The organism is Clostridium homopropionicum DSM 5847 (assembly GCF_001263795.1).
GTDB classification, from domain to species: domain Bacteria; phylum Bacillota; class Clostridia; order Clostridiales; family Clostridiaceae; genus Clostridium_H; species Clostridium_H homopropionicum.
The window spans coordinates 154980-175219 of record NZ_LHUR01000036.1; the positions used below are offsets into that span (position 1 = coordinate 154980).

Below are 20240 nucleotides of genomic sequence, written 5' to 3' on the forward strand. Positions count from 1 at the left end.
ATATTTTCCGTACACATTTATATTAAATTGAATTCACAAAGTGAATTTTTACTCCAAAATTGAAGAAATCCACAATGGTATAATATCTTTTTTCCATACAATTATTCCATCTGTAATAAAAGCTATATGTGTAAATTTACTGGTATTATCATATATATTAACTTCATCACATAATTCTAAAACTTATTTTAGATTTTCTAATGATTCATAAAATCTTCTCTCTAGCACATTTCATTTGAAGATTACTGTCCTTCCATGATCCAACTCTTTCTACCATTTCATCAGTATTTATTCTTTTTTCATCCTTATTTTTTTCATAATATATAGTATTGTATATGGAGGTTTTTCCTGCACCATTTACTCCTGCGAAGATAGTATAAGTAGGCATTATCTTTTACCAATCACTTCTTGTTGTTTTTTTTGTAAAACTATATCTGATAGCAGCATATAAAAGTCCTTTTCTTCTTTAGTCTTAGCACTCTTAAATAGTTCTTTTAAATCATAATATGAATATTTTAAGAATTGTTCATATAAATCACTTTTCTTATCCATTTTTATTTGCCTCCTTTACAAAAAAACATCCTTTACTATATTATAACCTATTAATCAACACTAGTTAACTAACGGAATTTTGCCGCTCCTGTCTTTATAATTATTGATTTTAATATTTTTATGAAATTAGGTTTGAAACATCACGATTTATTACGTAAGCTATATAAGAAAAATAAATGAAATTTCAATTCTCCTTTAGACCGTGGTAGGCACCTTATAGGCATAATACCAAGTAATTTGTGCAAGCGCCTCTTGCACTAAATTGTGTTTCTTTTTCTATAGATTTTATTAATTTCTCTAGCTGAAGCTCTAATTCATGAAGTTCTACTCCCTTATCTTCTTTAAATTCTAGGTTATCTATTATAAACTTTATTATAATCCATAGTTATCTCCTCTTTCTAGTGGTTTTCTATTACTTATTCTTTCCAATTAGAAAGAGATTATACAAACATTTGTTTGTATTTTCTTTTATTCTTAAATATCTTATGATAACTTCCAGCAATCTCCTATGGGATCTGACCCCATGCCATATTTTTTATCCATAAATTTATTATTTATGTTAGCAAAGTTTACCCAAAACAAATCAGCTAGATTCTGTATATGATACCAGATGAATTGAGAAGCATGAACAAGTATAAGCTTAATTCCTTAATTTTTGAATTCCAAAATTCTTAGGAATTTTTATTCTTTTGTTCTTATATTTTTGCATTCTTAAATTCTTTAAGAAAGTCTTCTCTTATGTAACTATACAAACCATTAAATTTAATAAAAAAGAGATAGGCACTTAAACTTTAGGTTAAGCAGCTATCTCTTACAGGCTAACAACTTTTGAAATTGTGACACTTTGCGAGTAGTTCCAGCCACCTTGCCGTAGGAGTGAAAGGACTCCGCTTGCTAATTTTCCTATGAAATTAGAAGGTAGTTCTCCTTTCTCCGGTGCCTGGCACCTTTTAGGCACCTTTTAGGCACCGCTATCTCCTCGCTCAAATGTATTATTGTATCTTTACAATATTCATAGTATTCCAAACCCATTAAAGAATTTTGGGCATCCTTACTAGCATTGTATCTTTACAATATTCATAGTATTCCCTTGATACTGTAAAAACTTATTGAGTCCTTTATAAGAAACAGTAATAGTTGCTGTGTTAGTATTAGGATGAAAGTTTATTTTATCTAAACCAACTAAATCACTATCTAAAAGCACTATTACTTCCCTTTCTAGGTCATTTACAATCCCGAAAGGAGTTACAGACCCCGGTATAAGCTTAAGGTATTTATATAGTCTCTCATTACTTGCAAAAGATAATCTTGTGCTTCCTATATCTCTTGCTAACTCCTTAAGATCTGCTTTTTTTGACTCCTGTATTATTAGAAGGTAATGTACATCTCCCTTACTGTTTCGCAAAAACAGGTTTTTACAATACTCCCCTTCAAACTTCATATCCAAATCGCTGATATCTTCCATATTAAAAACTTCCTTGTGCTTATATAACTTATGTTCAATTTCTAATTTTCTTAAAAGACTCAGTAACTTCTCTATAATAATATCAGTATTCTCTTTTATAACATTATCCATGTATATCCCTGCCTTCTCTTTTGAAAAATTACTAATTATTATAGACCACATTCTATAACATTCTTCTGGTGGAAACAAGTACCTTTGCGAAGGAGTGTAGGAGTGAGATAGCTATTTAACATACCAAATTACAGAAATTATTATTTTTCCTTATAGGAAACCAATATATACCTTTCATTCCCCTCTTCTAAAACCTTCTTTATTTTAGCTGTCATCTTTTTCTGCAATGAAGGAACATCATATTTTCTTCATATAGTTATTTCAAATCATAAGTCTAGTACATAAGTACTTTTATATCTTAATTTAACTAATTAATGATTTGCCCAAAGTTTGTAAGTAAAAATTATACATATATGTTATAATATTAAGCGAAATATAGCTAATATTGTTGCAAGAAACATTTAAGGAAGGATAGTATGGAGAACTCAACTGAAATAGATAATATACCGTTCCTAGAATCGGATATAAATATTAAATCCATTGATACAGACTCACCTAAGGAATCAATACTTGCTAAAGATATCTTAACAGCAAGTGAAACTGAATTAATTAATAATTTAGTAAATTCAAATTTAGCATTGAAACCTAAGCTTATAATAAATGATTACAGTAAAAACAGGAAAGTTTTAAGCGATGTTGCTTCGGAACTTGTAAAATGTGATGAATTCATAATGTCTGTAGCTTTTATCACTAGCGGCGGTGTAACCCCTCTCTTAGAAACTTTAAAGCATTTAGAGAGAAAAGGTGTCAAAGGCAAAATTCTAACAACAGATTATCTAAACTTTAGTGAACCAAACTGGACAGTCAGGAATTTATCTTGGTATTTCCACAGTTGCATGGGGAATTGGTGGATGTCTTGGAAGTTTAATAGGCGAAATAGGATTTAATTTCTTTTTAAAGCAAAACAACATTGAATTTTTCTGGCTGAGTATTGCTATAATGGGTATTACTACTGCTATGGCTATGACATACTTTAGATACTTTGTTTTGAAAAAAGATGGTAAATTGGAGGAAATACTTAATGTTGGCAACTAATGCAAACAAATATGCAATTATTTTTGATTTTGATGGAACAATACTTGATACAGAAATGGCTGAATTTTTAGCTTGGAATGATATATATAATCAATTTGATATCTCTTTAGAACGAAGCCTTTGGGAGCAGCGTATTGGATTAGTTGGAGAAAACTCATTTAATCCTCTTACACATCTTCAAACGATCGTAAAGGAAACTATCGATATTTTTTCGCTTCAACAGAAGCGACGTTCCATACTGAGAGAATATGTATTAAGTTTAAAACCACGCTCAGGCGTTTTAGAACTGATTGAAGCAGCTCAAGAGAACAATATTTCCTTAGGAATTGCTTCAAGTTCGCCAAGTAAATGGGTTAAATCTAATTTATCTCAAATGGGCATTGCTGATGTATTTAGTACAATAAAATGTGCCGATGATGTGAGATTTGTAAAACCTGATCCAGAGTTGTATATTTGTGCATTGAAGGATATGGGTGTTTCTCCTAAATTATCCATAGCTATTGAAGATTCGCCACCAGGTCTACTTTCAGCAAAGCGTGCAGGAATGTCCTGTGTATGTGTACCTTGTGAATTATCAAGAACATTAGATTTTGCTTTAGCAGATGTTGTATTTGAGTCTCTTGCTGAGTTTTCAATTGAAGCTGCATCTCATTTATCTTTATGGTGACTTCAAATTTATTCAACCAAGATATTTAATGCAAATAAAAGTACATTTAATATTCTTTTAAATATGGAGAATTGTTTTATAAAGTTAATGTAGAGATATATGCAGAATTGCCAATTTAAGTTAATTGGCTAGTTATGTAAAAAAATAGCTATAGAATAGTACCTAACGGAATTCAAGTGAATAGATCGTAGAAATATTAATCATTCAATAATGAGCGATAGTGAAATAATTACAGTTTCGCTTGTTGGTGAACTTATGTCATTTAATTCGGAGAATGCTTGGTAGAGCAAGGTTTCATTAGGAAGGAGATGATTGGAAGTCATCTCCTATGGGGTCAGACCCTATGCCATAGATTGGGAACGTAGTGGACAATCTATGGTTGCTTATTAATTACTCTATGCTTATCTATCTTCTTTACAAATAAAAACAGACTACACTTAGTTATTTTAGAGTAATCTGTTTTATTAACTGATAATGTTCTGTTTAATGTTCTCCTTGAGTTTCTAACATTTTCTTTATTCTCTCAATGTCCTTGTCAGTAACCCCTGTATATTTCTTTATTTTTTCTTCTGACTCCCCATCAGCTAGCATATTCTGAGCAACATCAAATTTTGCTTTTTCTAACCCTTTTTCTATTCCCTTGACCATCCCTTTTGCCATGCCTCTTTCTTCAACTCTTGGATCATAAAAGTTTTTAACCATACTCTCAACCTCCAAATCAAAATCTCTATATTTTCCGTACATATTTATAAAATATGAACTTAAATTTTCAATTACTATATTCATTTCATTATAATCGCCTATTTCTATTTTACCATCTTCATAAGCCTTATCAATAGCTGTAAGTGTATTTTTTAAAAGGATTATCATTTCCTCATATAATTTAAACATCTCAGATTTTTTTACTTCTTCTACTTTATTGCTAATACTCACTTCATTCATTTTCTTTCTAAGTTTAAAAATCTGAAGAGGATAAAGAAGGTACATATTCTCCTCATAAAGTTTTTTCAAATCATAAGTCCAGTACCTGAGAACTTTTATATAATACTTTAAAGTAACTCCCTTACTAAACTCCATTTCTAATTTAATAGTGTCCTCTATTCCACCAGCCTCCTCAATAAGAATAATATAGGGTTCTGGCATTTTTAGTTTTATGACTTCCTTTGCCTTTGAATAATCCGCTAACTTTACAGCTCTTTCAAAACTATATCTAAAAATTCTGACAGCAATTTCCTTATCAAATATAGTTTGAAACTCTAGGGCATACTCATATACCTCATTGTCATCTGTAATAGTTATGTACATATCAGCATAAAAGCTTACTAGCTTGCTGGAACTATTTTTTCTATTAATTATTTCTTTATCACTATAACTAATTTTAGCACCATAGCTTATGTTATCTCCATAAATTGAATTTAAAAAATCAATAATAGGTATTGGATTTTTTATGCTGAAAAGCTTTTTCATTATAGCATCAATCTGGATATAGCTTTTATAGTCCTCCTTATCCTCTTTAATAAAAATTGGTTCGCAGCAAAAGTCCTGATAAATATTCATCCCATTTCACCTCTTATAGTAGAGTGCATTACATTAAAAGTATTACCAATTTTTCTAAATTCAAACATATGTTCGATAATAGTTTTAGGTCACCCCTCATGTCTATAAACAAAAACAGACTACTCTGAGAATTAAAGAGTGGTCTGTCTTCCGAATTATGAATTGAAATTTTCCCGTAACTTCCCTTATGTAACTATATAAACTATTAGATTTAACAATAAAGAGATACTCACTTAAACTTTAAGTTAAGCAGCTATCTCTTACAAGTTAACGACTTTTGAAATTGTGACACTTTACCAGTGATACCTAGTACATTTGCGAAGGAGCGAAGGGATTCACCTTGCTATCATTTATGCCTCACCTTATTAGAAATTATGTTGTCCTAATTATAACTTTTAAGGAGATTTAGGCAATATCAGTACCCTTACAGAATATTAATATGATAATCTATTGAATGCTTAATGTAAAATTTTTTAGATCTATATTAACATTTAGATTTAGCAAAATATCTAATCCTAGTAATCCATTAATTTTCCCATAGTCATCTACTAACCCAAAATCAATTTTTATATCCTTTAATTCATGGTTACACATTTTTATACCTTCTATGGATTTTCTATAAGCATATTGTTCTCCACCAATTCCATACATAGTTACAAATTCATCTTGGCCTTCTGGCTCAACATCTAATTCTATGACTGCATCTGGAGAAATTATTGTATGTGATGCTCCTGTGTCTATAATCATATCATTGACTATTTTTGTTTTTCCTTTATATATTATTTCTAATGAAGTATGTAAGAGTTCATTCTTAAATGCTATTTTCATAATTATTTATCCCTCTGTAAACATGATTTTGTACAATAGTCAGACTTAATTCATCTTTTGATGTATGAAAAACAAATGTATCTCCCTTACTTCTTATAAGTATTTCATTTGCTTCTTTAGGATTTTGTATTATTTTAACTAAAGCTACCTCATCTACTATCTTTTTATTTCCATTCACATGGCTTTTTAAGGCTTTTAATAGCACAAATTTATTAGGATATTTTTCTCTTATTTCATTCCATTTCATATATATCACATCCTTTTCATAAATTTATAAGCTTCACTGCCTTATTTAAAGAGAATCTTCAACTTTATTATAATCCATAGTTATCTCCTGTTTCTAGTGGTTTCGTATTACTTATTCTTTCCAATTAGAAAGAGGTTATGCAAACACTTGTTTGTATCTTCTTTTATTCTTAAATATCTTATTATAATGATCTAAATAAAAGATAATGAAATTATATTTAAGTATTAATACGAATGATAAATGGAGGAAAAAACATGAATAATAATGCAACTTTAGCTGATAAAATTTGGGACATATTAAAATTAGAAAAAAGAGAAATGACAATCAAAGAGATTAAAAATATGATACCTGACAAACCCGAATCTACTATAAGGGGAAGGTTAAGAGATAAAATGAATGCTTTAAATATACAATTGATGACTTCAAAGAAAAAGCCAGAGTACTAAAACCAGGTGCCTTTCTTGTTGAATTCATTCCTGAAGAAAATGCTAATAATTATGATTATATTTACCATATAAAAAAATTTGCTGAGGAATGCGGTTTAATATATTATGCATGTGTGCCTTGGAAAAAAGGTAATTTTGTATCGAACATGGGTAGAAAAGCTAAAAATAAAGTGAATTTATTTAAAGCTATTTTAGAAGCTATAACTTTGCCTGGAGAAATTGTTTTGGATCAATTCGCTGGCAGCGGAAATTTAGGAATAGCAGCCAGTATTACTGGTAGAATAAGTATTTTAATTGAGAAGAGCAAGGAATATGTTTGTAAGATACTAAAAAATATTAATGATAATGGTTTTAGAACTTGTTTTGATAGTGAGCAGGTAGGGTGGGAGCTGTAAAATTAGGTAGCTTTGATTGGAAGTTAAAAAGAGAGCTGATTAGGAAGGAGATGACTGGAAGTCATCTCCTATGGGGTCTGACCCCATTCCAGGGATTGGGAACGTAGTGGAGAATCTCTGGTTGCTAAAAATATTCTCCCAAGCTACTCCTAATAATTTGTTCATTATATCCTCCCAAGTGCTATAACCTTCTGTATAAAATTACATAATATACTCTATAGTTATTGTTCTAGTAAAATTCTTAATCATATTAATTATCTCAATTTCTTATAAAATATTTCTTACTTTAAATTCTTTATATTGGTTCTATGATTCTATTTCGATAGTTACCCTTTCATATTCTTTATCCATTTTATGCAACTCATCTCTCACTCTTTGTCTAAGCTCAACTGCAGGCTTTACACAAAATTTTATAAATTCCTCCTGGGTTAAATTTAGATCAGGGAATAAAATTTTCAAGTAAGCGCTTGCCAATCTTGTTACTGCTTTCCTATCTCTTAAATCCTTACAGCCTGTTAAATACATATTTAAATTAACATAATCAGTGAATGCCACTTCACTGCGTAAACTGTGTAAGACTTCTGAGAAGAAATCACCCTTAAATCCCAATGTTTTTGAAGGAGTTTCAGCAGAAATTCTGGGCATATCCCAACCTGGAATTATACCATGTATTCTATCAATAAAAGCAGTTTCTTGTAAGAAGTTAGGTATCTCTTTAAATATACCTTCGTCTTGATAAGCTGGCTGTCTATTTTCATTTAGCGTAATATTGCCAAGCATAACAAAGCCAGCTTCTGCAGTTGCCTCTGTGTTTCCTCTACTAAACTTACCAGACTCAAGATAAACTTTTAAACCAGCTATCAACTCACCTGTACTATCACCTTGAATACTTTGTATCTCATCGAGCACAACTAAATCATATTTTGAAATAAGCCCAGGAGTACTTGTAGTCAAATTATAGAACATAACAGCTGGTGAAACTTTCCCTCCACCAACAACTCTTGTATACCTTGACACATTATCATAAACAAATGACTTACCTGTACCTTTTGGAGCCAATTCTACAAGATTAACTCTGGGTTCAACCATTGGCAGCAACCGTGTGATAAGAATTTGCTTTTGTCTATCATTATATATTGACGGATTAAATCCCATACTTGAAATTATAAGTTCTATCCATTGATTTATTGTAAAACTGCTTCTACATTCTTTATAATATTCAATATCAACAAATCCCACTTGAAAAGGCTTAAAATCTCTCATCCATACTTGACCAGGTTCTCTTGGTGAAGTTGGTGGTACAAAAAACAACTCACCAACTCCCCACACACCACTTGATAAAAGCAAGGAGTTTTTCTCAACTATATCCTCCGAAACATAAGCATCTTTTTTATCTAAAAAAGGAATATTTAAAGTTCTTTTACCAGTCTTGAGATTAACAGAAACATTATAGTCATTAAGTAATCTTACTGTTTCCATATTTATAAGTCTATTTTTAACTTCTTCTTTTTCACCTTTTTGAGGTAGATATTGTGTTATAAATTTAGATATTTTAGTTCTAGCCTCTTCAGTAAGCTCTCCATCCTCTAAAAAATTATAAAGAATCCACTCCCCTACATATGTAGGTATAGCTCTTGATGAGAACCCTGCCTTTTGAATAAGGCTTTTATTTATAATTACATCTCCATAGCAGTTATAAGCTATTTGTTCAAACTCTTCCATCATTTCTCCCACCTTTGCTAAAACAAGTCATTCAAATCAAATTTACTTTCCTGTATTGATTTAATATTAAGCTCAAGTATTATAGTATCTGAGTACTTTTTGCCGACAAATTCGTAGTCTAGTTTTAATTTAAGATATTGAGTAACTTCTTTGTTGTTGGTTATCCTAGCATTACCTATAATATATTCCTTAGATTTATAGGATTCTATATCTCCAACCGCATAAACATCATCTTTAACTTTTATATTGTCATTTAAAATGGTAATAGATAAATTATTAATTTCATAATCATTAAAATTTTTAATTTCGAGTACAAAATTAGCTAAAGTATTAAATCTAAAGTTATTATTCTTTAAGCCAACAGTAGGTCTATTAATAGTTACATTTACTTTTTCAAATTTAAGAAGCGGAATTATATGCTCCTCTGGTGAAATTCCTCCATGAACATATGTGTCTTCATTAATCTTTAAAAATCTGTTGTATGATTTAGCTATCATATAATTATACTTAACACCATACCTAGCCTTATCCATGGGGTAACATAAATTACCTATACCATCTTTATATATGCTGAATTTGCTATCATCAAGTTTAATATATTTATATCCTGCATCATCAGATTTATCTTTGTGAAATTTTTCTGGAATAAGATTATCCTGACCACTAATTATTCTTGTACTTCCATGGTCTGATATAATATATATTTTTATTAAATTATCTACTCCCAGCCTATGTATGAATGCTAAAACTTTGTCCACCATAGCACTTAGCTCAGCTTTGATCCTCTGCCTTAGTGGAATAGCTGAATCTTTGGAATTATCGTGAAGTACCTTGTCTAAACTTAAATAATTTAATATATACACATCTGCATCCTTTTCATAGGTATTTTCCAAGGAATTCAAATCAGGCAAGTACTTAAATCTTTTTTCCAACATACTTTCCCACTGCTTGCACAATACAGAATATTTTTTATCAAAACTCTCAAATGGTTCACCACTAAAAAATGCATATTTAGATACCTCAGTAGCCGTAGGTAACATACTTAATGTTGGTGTATTTTGTGTTAATGCAAATCCTTCTTTAGAAAAAAGCTCTTTGCTATAATTTACGTACTTATAATTAAAATTGTCTATCATAATAATCAGTGAAGTATTATCAGTTTTAAGATTTGAGCTTATATTTTTCATAGTTTTATATATCATTTTTGATTCACTCGATATTAAGCTACTATAGTTATTAAATACCCAATCCCCATACTTTTCTGAATACTTATCAATGCTCAAATCAAAAGTATCTGTATCTTCCATCCAGAATCTATATGGTAGATATGAGCTTATAGCCCAATTAATCCAGTCATCAATACTATTATTTTTTTCTGGATCTAATACATAATTTGGTGGTATCAAATTTGATAAATATTCTTCAAAATTACTATCAAATATATTAGTACCCTCAAACTTATCTATTATCTTGTTTATTATAGATTTATTAATGGTAGAATTATTTTTGTCTAAAAGCTTTCGCACAAATTGAGCTTCCTCATTTAAATGTCCTGAAAGCATATCAATATACTCAATCATTTCTGACTGACTTAAATCTGTAATATTGATATCATTTAAAAATAACTTTATGTGACTCTTTAATTCCTGAATATCAATACTATCTAATATAAATGTATCTATCTTTAAGTTAATCTTATTTAGGGCTTTAGTAATATCTCCTATAACTATGATTTGTAAACTAATAGGATACTTCTTTAACACCGAATATTTTGATAAAATATCAAATAATTTACTAGGATTACTAATAAATTCAGATATAATATTCTCTTGGATACCATTGGTGCAATTTTCATTCCATTGTCTTAATTTATTTTTATAAACCTTGTTAAGCACTCTATATTTTTTTATATTATCTATTAGACTAAAGTCCATACTATTTAAAAGATCAAATATATTATAAAAAGGAAATTGTTCCTGAGTAAAATATATTCCAAAATAGTGATTTAATAAATTATCTTCAAAACTTAAATTTTTACTAAATATGAATTTATCCGCATTAGGAATAAACTCATCCTTAGCTATATCATCATCACTAACATAATCAGGAATATTAATACCTATTATTTCTTGTAAATTAGTTTTAGGCGAATACTTAGTAATCTTGATTCTATTTTCAAGATATTGTATTTGCATTTTTTTTAACCAATTCATACAATGTTTGTCTCTTACAACAACAACTAATTCTAACCCTTGATATATTGCATTTAAAATTGAATTATATCCATCCACATAGTCATTAACCTTAGATACTAGAACATCATATTTTTCTTGATATGTTTTTTCAAAATCTTCTATTAATATTACTTTACTCATATTTACTCCTGAAGTTCTCTAATAATATCATTAAGAATATTAATAACTTCTTTCTTATTTATTGAATATTTATTTTCTGTTTCGTTTAATATGCTATTCAAACAAGTTTTTAAACTTGAAGTGTCTTTAGGCAATACAACTGAAATTTTATATTCCTCACTAACCTTTTCTTTGTTAAATAGGTTAGTTTGTTTTGGTTTTATATCATATTTTACTACGTATTTATTATCTTGATTTATAAATTCAACTCTTATAGTTTTGCTAAACTTCCCTTCGTTATCAAAAGCACAAAACTTTATTGGTTTATCGTTCGTAACCTTAATAGTTATTTCTTTGCTATCTTCTTCCCTTTGAATTTCTTCTTTACTTGGTTCTTCATCATTAGACGTAGCATAAATAACTTTATGATTTGAACCAGCAGTAATTTTTATAATAGCCTGTTGCCTATATTCGACCTGAATATTAGAATCGCTTAACTTTATTTCGTTCTTATTTAAAGCATCTATAGAATATATTGGAGGCTCAACTAAAAATACATTTTCTTCAATATGCTTTTTTGCCTCTCTAACTTTACTGATATATGATTCTGTTTTATCAGTAGTCCATTCACTAATCTTATTTAGCGAGTAAGCTATTGGCAGCTTATCAAGTATAAAGTCTTCATGAGAGGTACTTTTTCCAATGTTCATTACTAACTGTTTACTTTCAGTTGTTTGTAAATCATTGTTATAACTCTTTTGAATATCACTAAGTCCTTCAAACCACTGTATTAAAATATCATCCAATGCTTTCATTGTTGATATTTCTTGCTCAAAAACATCTCCGAATCTCCTTATTATTTTATCTATAAGTATCTGATAACCACTTTCTATCAACACTTTGTCCTTAGCAAACTTTTCAGCTAAATCCTGCACCTTATCCTCTAAAATTAAATCGTCTTTATCATATCCATAAATAGTCTTAAATTCTTCAAGTATAAAATCTCTAGATTTTATATTTTCAATTTTATTAAACACCTCAATAAGTTTATCTAATTTCCCTTCGTAAATAGATTTAACCTTTTGAATAGGCATCAATCCCTTATACCAATTAGAAAGTAGAGAATGTACCCCATCTAGAGTTGCATCTTTTGATACTTCTAATTCATCAGGATTAAAGATTTTTTTCAAAGCTTTTATTAATGCCTCATCGTGCGTTTCAATCTTTTTATATTCTATTATCGTATTTTTGTGTTTTTTATTGTATAAAAGATCTAATAAAGAGTCATAGGATGTAATATTTAAAATACCTATTTCGCCAACATTAGATATAGTCAAACTATCTCTAAAATATCTTTTTACCATAGCAAAGAATAATATTGCAGAATTATATCCAATGCCATATTCTTTCATGACTCCCTCAACAAATCCACTTGGACTTAGTTTCAGGTGAAATTCATTATCTAAAATCACATTTATCATTTCTGCAAGTGCAGGAAGTGTAGACTTATACTTGTTAACATTGCTCTCAACCTCACAGATTATACTTTGACCAACTGTATGTGTCTGTTTAATAACCCCATTTGCATATAAAACATTTTGGAGATATCTTTTATCTCCACGGTCAGCAGCGTAATCTTTTCTAAATGCTAATTCCTTATTAGCATCAAGTAAAATTTCTACAGCTTCCTTTAGCGCTGAGTTACCTTTATCTTTAAATTCATGAGACTTATTTAAATCCTCATGTCTTATTTTGTTTCTCTTGCTTTCATAAATGGTCTCAAGTACTTTAGCTATAGCTGCATCATCCTCATTGGCTGAATTTGTAAGCAAATCTCCATCCTTGCCATAGTAATTGAGATTTTTACTTGTATTATATTTTGTAAGCGACTGATTTATTGCATTATCATACTGTCTAATAGTTTCCTTTAAAACTCCTTGATCTTGAGTTGAAAATTCACTTACATCTAGCTTCAAAGCAGCTCTTAATGAAAATATAACATCATACATAGGTATTTCTTCATTAGTAACACCAACAATAATGCGTTCAAAATAATTATGCTTTACAAGTTCCTTAGCCTTCTTTACTTCATCTTCAGATTCACATATAACATAAAGCGCTATTCCTTCAAAGCCCTTTTTAAAATCATCTTCATTATCTATGAGTTTATTTAAATTTTGAAATATAGCCTTATTTTCAATATCCTTTACCGTTGCGTATTTTTTCAAAAATCTCTTATCTTCTGAAAATGTATAGTTATATCTTTTAGCATCAAGATAAATATTTGTTTTTAAGAACTTACTTAATTTATCAACTTGGATATCCTTCGCTAATGCTTCTAACTCTTTTATAATATCTAGAGGAGCATTATTAGGTTCTGTTTTATATTCATTTATAAGCGCTACAACATCAACAGCATCGCTTCTTCTAAATTCGTAAGACTTATTTTGATCATTGTAATAGATTATTTTTTTGCTGCATGCAACCTTTATAGAATGTTGTAATTCCTTTATTTCAGTTTCACTATTAAGATATAAACCAAATTTTAAAGTAACTTCATTTATGGCCATACCAATTATTTGATATATAATCATTACTCTTAAAATCTTTTCATATATCTCATTATCTAACTCATTAATTAATACGTTTGCTCTTTCTGCAACCTTATACTTATTAAGTTCTTTCAATGAAGTTTCAAAATTTCTTATTAAATCTCTAATTGTGCTTCTTAGCTCACCGTTGTCTGATTTAATTCTATCCTTGAAAAATTCAAATAAAGAAGCTACAGAATAAAATTGTAACTTACCGTTTTTATCTAAGATATCGTGATTATTAATATACCAGCTAAATGAACCTAGATATTGTTTTTCATCAGCAAAAAAGGTTACAACTGAACGATTATTAGATCCTAGATCAGAAGCCAACTTAAGCAAAGAGTATGTTGCCATTGGATGCATAGGGTATATATTTTCAACTATTCTCTTTTTTATTTTAGGACTAGATAAATTGAAGATTTTTAATGAGGAACATTCATTTGAAATCGTACTAAGCATAGATAAATTTGGAACAATATTTTCTTTCCACGAATTTGAATTCTTTTGAGGATTTACAACTGCTGATATTATTTCCTCAATTCCTTCTGTCTCTAGTGGTATTTCCCTAATTCTATCACTTACCGTTGAAAAATCTTCAGAATTATATGTCGTTTTATAAGATACAAATGATCTATGAGTAGATGCAACAAAAATAATGGGAAAATCGTCCATTATCGAAGCTGCACACATTTGAGCAAATTTTTGAAACTCATCTAAGTCAAATCTTTTTCCCTTCAACTGATAATCGAATTCATCATATAAAATAACAAGTCCAGCAAAATTATCTCTAATAATTTTGCTCTTGGTCATCTCTTTTATTATTTCCACATAGTTATCTTTGTCAAATTCAAATTCTGAAGTTGTAACAATTTTATGTAACTCTTTAAAAATATCAATAGCATCCTTATTGTACTGTTTTAACTCACTTATTAATTTATTTATAGTCCATTCAGAATATCTATTTTCTAGTTCTTTCTCTAATTTTTCATAATAATATTGATCTTCGCTATCACCCCAAAGCCCTATCTTTTTTACTGCCTCCAGATAGTAGCTGCTCATCTCTTCAATAGATATACCTTCTCTATTTAAAGCTTCCTCAATAGCTTTTAATATATATGTTTCAAATTTATTTGTTCCATAGTTACTTATAGCTACTATATATCTATTTTCCTTTCTTATAGTTTTTAAAAGTTCGGCTCTCTTGTCTAATTCCTCTGATTCAGATTCAGCATAATTTTTAAAAAACTCTATCATTTCATCGGTATCAGATTGACTTTCAAAATAATTAGCCGCCATAAGTAGTAAATGGGATTTACCTGTTCCGTAAGATCCTGATAATACAAAACATCTTTTTGATGTAGTAGTATAAGCTCCCTCTGCTATAATCTCAAAAGCCTTTCTATGCGACTTAATCGGCTTATATTTTGACATTCTGTCTTTCTTTAAAGCTCTATCATTAAATTCTCTATGTAAATCTACCTGATTTGAATAACTACTTTTAATATCTAGTAATTCTTTAATTTTAGTCATTAATATCACCCCTTAAATTAACAACATTAAACATCCTATGAGTACCTTTATCACTTAAACTAATTAACTCTTCCTTCTCTAAAAGCTTATGAGTCTGCATTACAAAAATATAACAGCTCTCTGATTGGTTTTTATCAATAAACACCATAAAATCTCTTACTTCACTATCGGTCCAAGTGTTTATTAAAAAATCAATCTGATCAACAACCATTAATTTATCATTTTCTGTAATATCTTTAATATATTGAATTAATCTTGAAGGTCCAAATATATCTATGTTATCTTTAGCCTCTTTATTATTTATCAATAACTCAAGTAAAGAAATGTATTTACACTGATACTTTTCACAAATTCTTCTAGCTAATTCAGTCTTACCACTTAGTGCAGGTCCATGTATTAAAAAGTTTTTATATCTCTCATTCAGTTGGACATTAATTAGAGTTTCTAGTTCCATTCCTTCCCTCCATAATACACTTCAATAATATCTTCAAAACTCTTATTCGTTTTTATTCTTATTTGGTCTAAATCAGCTCTTGATTCAATTCCTATATATCTCCGATTTTTTAGTTCCTCAAGTTTCTGCCTAAAAACGTGCTCATCAATAAAGAAAATCCTACCTGGAGAATTTTTTGCAGTTGCTATTTCATTAATAGAAATTGATGTAGCTCCAGGGTAATTTATATCTTGGTATCTTTTTATAGCGGCTAGTAAAATTAGATTAGGTACTTCAGGGTTTTTGTTAACTTTATATTTTTTATTCTGTTCTTCAATAATATATAAGTTAGAAAATCTCTGATTCGTATATGCATCTATTATAATCCTTATCTCCTTGCCTATATGATTTTTATAAGTATATTCGCCTATTTGAGTTTCTAAATCTACGAATAATTCCAGTAAATCCTCTCGTGTAAATGTATCTACATTACCCAAAAAGTTTAGCAATCTATTCCATATAATTACGTAATCATTAGTTCCTTGCAAATAGTGCATGATCCACAATGTACCTTTATCTTCTAAAAAATCATCATACTTATGAATTAGTCTCCCTAACTCAGTGGATTTGAGTGATGCTTTTTGACTTAACCCTAGATCAGCAAGGTAATTTAATATAAGTCTAGCTTTTCTTCTATTTAAACCTGTTATTTCAGCTAATTTATCAAGGTTTATATCCTCGTCAGTATCATATTTTGCTTTAAATACGTTCACTACTTGATCAAAATACATTTTAAAGCCATTTAGACTTTGTATCTTATAATTCATATTTTTAATCTCCATCATCAACTCTAAACTTAATATCATAATTTATTAAATAATTAATTTCATCTGTGGTTAATCCATAATAACTTCCCAAAATAAAATCAACCTTATCAAAAACCTTTTTCGAATATCTTGGTCTAAATAGCATATATTCTGTATCACCTTTAGCTTTTTTATATAATACTTTTTCACCATTTTGATATAAAGACTGTTCTATTTCCTTATAAATGCTTTCAAACTCATCACTAAATTTGTAAAGTTCTTCCAGATCAATATTTAATCTGCTGAAATCCTTCTTTGTAAAGTTATAACAATCAGAATATACTGTCCAGAACCAGTAAAATAACGAACTATAGAAAACACAAATAGCTGCATACTTAGATATATCTTTATTTAAGCAAATAGTTTTAAGCGTTGATGAAACTTGCTGTACTCCATTTACCTTAAATAAAGGAGGTTCATTAAAGGCATATCCATAATATGTCATACCTAACGTTCTATAAAAGAAATAATTATCACTATTGTTTTCTGACATGAAATCACTCATATTTTTTTTAGTTTTAGTTAGTATTTTGTGTAGTATCGTTTTTTCAATATCATAAGATACTTTAGGAATTATATTTTCTACCATAATATTATTTTCTATATCTGTATACTTAATTGTTTTAAATATATACTTTCTATCTCTAGCAAAAAATTTAATATAATCGGTTGTTCTAATTATACTAGAACTATCAGTTTGTTTATTATTAGAAACAGTAAGTATTGTTAGTCTTAAAATAAGATTATTGAATAAAGTTCCAGGATGTGTAGAACTATCTATATTTAAAAAATTAACATTACTGTACCTTTTCTTTAAAATATAGTTTCTCAAGCTTGTCATACGTTTTGAACAAACTAATGATAAAGGTACAATATAACCTAACTTGAAATCTTCTTTTACAAATTTTAAATTATTGTCTATCATATATGAAAATAAATTAGTAGTATCTACATTAGTGATGACTGAATGCTTATATTTTTCCACTGATACATCTACATAAGGTGGATTTCCTATTGCAATATCAAACCCTCCATTTGAAAATACCTGTGGAAATTCTAACTCCCAATGAAAAAATTTATTTTCTCTTGCATATTTTATTAGAGGTTCTATTTCTGGCTTTTCAAAATCTTCTATACTTCCAAATCTCATAATCTTTATATATTCATCTTCATCTGATATGCCACCAGCATATTTTGTTGATAAATAGTAGTCAAATTTTGTCTTAATAAGATTTAATTCCCCTTCAATTTGTTCGTAAATAGCTTTCTGCATTTCAACGTCATATTTAGTTGAGCTTCCAATTTCTTTAATTCTATTAAATTTTCTAATGACATGATAAAGCATTGCATCTGGCAAAATATCGAACATCTTAATAAGTTTTTCATCAGACACATGCTTTACTTCTGCTTTTGTTGAACCTATTATACTATCCCCTGTTTTTAAGTGGTGGTCTATAAATGACAATGCCTTATCATTTGACGCAGATATTAACCAAAGCGAAAGTCTTGCCAATGCAACTGAAAGATCATTTATATCAATACCATAAATACAGTTTTCTACCACTTTACGTATCCATTCTTTTATATCTACAGGTATCTCATCTAAACTCTTCCAATCATTATCTGATAATATCCCTACAATCTCATTTGCTACTCTATAAGCTGCATTTACTAAAAAATGTCCACTTCCCATAGCACTATCTATTATTGATAGTGATAATATCTTTTCATTTATAAATTCAAGAGTAGTTGTATCTATGGTATTTTGTATTGTTCTTTTCCCTTGATCAGTTGGTTCATATGTTAATTCTTCATAATATGGTTTTAATTTCTCTCTTAGTTGTTGCCTTAACTCACTTATTCTTTTCCCTACAGTATTTTCAACGATATATTCAACAACATCCTCAGGAGTATAGTAAGCTCCAGTTTCCTTTCTTTCCATAGCATCCTGAGATAGATAAATTCCACCAACTTCAATAATATTTTTTAAGTCTGATGTTTTTAATATAGTTTCAGATGCTTTTATGTAAGAAATCTTATTTTTATTCTTTCTTTGTACCATTCTTTCTTCAGCAATAAATAAGCGGTACTCAAGTAGTCCCTCATATATTGCACCTAGATTTCTTACCGATAGATCCTTATAATGAATTTTAGAAGTATACTTTTCATTTTTATCTTTGTTATATGAAATCTCAGCTAAACATTTTACTAAATGATCATTTGCAATTCTATAATCTCTTAATATAAGCTTATCCTGGTTATGAAACAAACCACCATTATAACTATTATCTACATACACTCTTAAATGAGAGTCTAATCTTTCCCAAAACTCAAATCCATCCTTTATGCTTGGAAGTTGTCCTAAATTCATAACTTCCTTAGCATCAAAACAAAGTTTTTCAAAGCTATCAGTATAATCAGGGTCATCATTTATAATTGGTAATAAGCCTCTGGATTCTGCATATCCAAAGAATAATAGCCTGTAAAGCAGAATTATTGCATCATTATATATATTTTTTCTATCCTCTTCTGAATAAACTTGTTTATTCATATTTTCTTTTAAACCATAACAAAGATCCTTTAATATTTCTTCTGATTTACCTCTTAAGAATTCTTCAATAGTCTCTGCTATCTTATCAGACTCATGTTTAATTTTCTCAATCTTTAATTGTCCATCTTCTGTATAGTAGGTACTTATATTAAAAAACAAATTAAAGAGTTGAAAAGCCTCATTAGGCACACTGTTTTCTTTAATACTAGACTCTATATCAATTTCAAAATAAAATTCAAAAGGACTAATATTTTCTGTATTATAAATTCTCCACTTATAACCGTTGGTAAGTAAAGCCCATTCAACGTCGTTTTCTTTAGCAGCTTTAACTGCATTATAAGCATAATATTTACCTTTAACTATTGATGCTACCTCTTCTTCTTTATCAATTGCATAACAGATTGCCACTGGCTTCTCAACATTGGTTATAGGATTAGTATATAATACCCTCACATTTCCTTTAGTATCCTTATGTTGAAATCCTAATACATCAAGCACTGTATCAATATAAAACTCCCATGGATCATCCTTATAATCACCCATTGTATACTCTTTATTCCAATCTACTATATTAGTAAATAGGTTTATTAAGTTTTCATCCTTAGCAGCTGATTTTTTATTATTTTCTTTTATATACCTACTAAGATATGTTTCTGAAAATAAAAACTGATTATCAAAGTATTTCATATTTCCTCCTTGTATAATCTAGTCATAACATTCAATAGAAAACTATCCATATTTGTAATGAACATTAAGACTTATTTCTTTTTTATTATTCGTAAATACGTTACCCGACAGGGTAAACTTCTCTACTCTAACTTAGTTTTCTATTTTCCCTTAATGGGAAACCAAATTAGTAAATATTGATGTATAATATCTCCTGAATA

Annotated in this window: 14 protein-coding genes and 3 pseudogenes; 5 read left to right on the top strand and 12 right to left on the bottom strand. The window is 29.0% G+C overall.

All coding sequences use genetic code 11. The features are described 5' to 3' along the window. Positions 1 to 48 precede the first annotated feature (48 nt). From CLHOM_RS14945 to CLHOM_RS14950, 3 genes and pseudogenes are all read right to left on the bottom strand, one after another. Positions 49 to 388: pseudogene (locus CLHOM_RS14945) on the bottom strand (hypothetical protein). Next, positions 388 to 552, bottom strand: a complete 165-nt coding sequence (locus CLHOM_RS18575) for a hypothetical protein (RefSeq protein WP_175478667.1) — start codon at positions 550 to 552, stop codon at positions 388 to 390. Before CLHOM_RS18575 ends, CLHOM_RS14945 begins: the two are co-directional and overlap by 1 nt. Before the next feature lie 1054 nt (positions 553 to 1606). Beyond that, positions 1607 to 2128 carry a prolyl-tRNA synthetase associated domain-containing protein gene (locus tag CLHOM_RS14950; RefSeq protein ID WP_052222516.1) on the bottom strand — a complete coding sequence of 174 codons (522 nt, stop codon included), beginning with the start codon at positions 2126 to 2128 and terminating at the stop codon, positions 1607 to 1609. Between the two features lie 416 nt (positions 2129 to 2544). Here CLHOM_RS14950 and CLHOM_RS14955 point away from each other — a divergent pair. From CLHOM_RS14955 to CLHOM_RS18735, 3 genes and pseudogenes are all read left to right on the top strand, one after another. Then, positions 2545 to 2922, top strand: a pseudogene (locus CLHOM_RS14955) (phospholipase D-like domain-containing protein); the annotation flags it as partial. 227 nt (positions 2923 to 3149) lie between these two features. Next, a complete protein-coding gene (locus CLHOM_RS14960) occupies positions 3150 to 3830 on the top strand; it encodes an HAD family hydrolase (RefSeq protein ID WP_052222497.1) in 681 nt (226 codons plus the stop codon). A 183-nt stretch (positions 3831 to 4013) separates the two neighbouring features. Beyond that, positions 4014 to 4112, top strand: a pseudogene (locus CLHOM_RS18735) (IS982 family transposase); the annotation flags it as partial. 201 nt (positions 4113 to 4313) lie between these two features. On the opposite strand, the gene CLHOM_RS18740 reads toward CLHOM_RS18735, so the two are convergent. The 3 genes from CLHOM_RS18740 to CLHOM_RS14975 all read right to left on the bottom strand — a co-directional run bounded on the left by CLHOM_RS18740 (position 4314) and on the right by CLHOM_RS14975 (position 6462). Then, on the bottom strand, positions 4314 to 5387 hold the full coding sequence (locus CLHOM_RS18740; RefSeq protein ID WP_052222498.1) for an RpnC/YadD family protein: 1074 nt from the start codon (positions 5385 to 5387) through the stop codon (positions 4314 to 4316). A 447-nt stretch (positions 5388 to 5834) separates the two neighbouring features. Next, positions 5835 to 6215 (bottom strand): retropepsin-like aspartic protease, encoded by a 381-nt coding sequence (locus CLHOM_RS14970; RefSeq protein WP_052222499.1) that lies wholly within the window; start codon positions 6213 to 6215, stop codon positions 5835 to 5837. Then, positions 6199 to 6462 (bottom strand): hypothetical protein, encoded by a 264-nt coding sequence (locus tag CLHOM_RS14975; RefSeq protein ID WP_052222500.1) that lies wholly within the window; start codon positions 6460 to 6462, stop codon positions 6199 to 6201. Before CLHOM_RS14975 ends, CLHOM_RS14970 begins: the two co-directional genes overlap by 17 nt. Positions 6463 to 6716: 254 nt before the next feature. On the opposite strand from CLHOM_RS14975, the gene CLHOM_RS14980 reads away from it, so the two are divergent. Both CLHOM_RS14980 and CLHOM_RS18745 read left to right on the top strand, forming a co-directional pair. Further along, positions 6717 to 6908, top strand: a complete 192-nt coding sequence (locus CLHOM_RS14980) for a hypothetical protein (protein WP_052222501.1) — start codon at positions 6717 to 6719, stop codon at positions 6906 to 6908. A 146-nt stretch (positions 6909 to 7054) separates the two neighbouring features. Continuing rightward, positions 7055 to 7303 carry a DNA methyltransferase gene (locus CLHOM_RS18745; RefSeq protein WP_052222502.1) on the top strand — a complete coding sequence of 83 codons (249 nt, stop codon included), beginning with the start codon at positions 7055 to 7057 and terminating at the stop codon, positions 7301 to 7303. 306 nt (positions 7304 to 7609) lie between these two features. Here the strand turns inward: CLHOM_RS18745 and brxL are convergent, their stop codons facing one another. The 6 genes from brxL to CLHOM_RS15015 are packed head-to-tail and all read right to left on the bottom strand — an operon-like array spanning position 7610 to position 20040. Further along, positions 7610 to 9025 (bottom strand): BREX system Lon protease-like protein BrxL, encoded by a 1416-nt coding sequence (gene brxL, locus CLHOM_RS14990; protein ID WP_052222503.1) that lies wholly within the window; start codon positions 9023 to 9025, stop codon positions 7610 to 7612. Between the two features lie 17 nt (positions 9026 to 9042). Next, positions 9043 to 11400: a PglZ domain-containing protein gene (locus CLHOM_RS14995; protein ID WP_052222504.1), complete on the bottom strand. Its 2358-nt coding sequence runs from the start codon at positions 11398 to 11400 to the stop codon at positions 9043 to 9045. Positions 11401 to 11402: 2 nt separating this feature from the next. Beyond that, on the bottom strand, positions 11403 to 15503 hold the full coding sequence (locus CLHOM_RS15000; RefSeq protein ID WP_052222505.1) for a hypothetical protein: 4101 nt from the start codon (positions 15501 to 15503) through the stop codon (positions 11403 to 11405). Next, complete coding sequence (locus CLHOM_RS15005) at positions 15496 to 15957, bottom strand: AAA family ATPase (RefSeq protein WP_052222506.1); 462 nt, start codon at positions 15955 to 15957, stop codon at positions 15496 to 15498. Before CLHOM_RS15005 ends, CLHOM_RS15000 begins: the two co-directional genes overlap by 8 nt. Further along, entirely contained in the window at positions 15948 to 16763 is an 816-nt protein-coding gene (locus CLHOM_RS15010; protein WP_052222507.1) for a DUF4007 family protein, read from the bottom strand. The genes CLHOM_RS15005 and CLHOM_RS15010 overlap by 10 nt, the downstream gene beginning before the upstream one ends. Positions 16764 to 16767: 4 nt before the next feature. Continuing rightward, positions 16768 to 20040 carry an Eco57I restriction-modification methylase domain-containing protein gene (locus CLHOM_RS15015; protein ID WP_052222508.1) on the bottom strand — a complete coding sequence of 1091 codons (3273 nt, stop codon included), beginning with the start codon at positions 20038 to 20040 and terminating at the stop codon, positions 16768 to 16770. Positions 20041 to 20240: the final 200 nt, after the last annotated feature.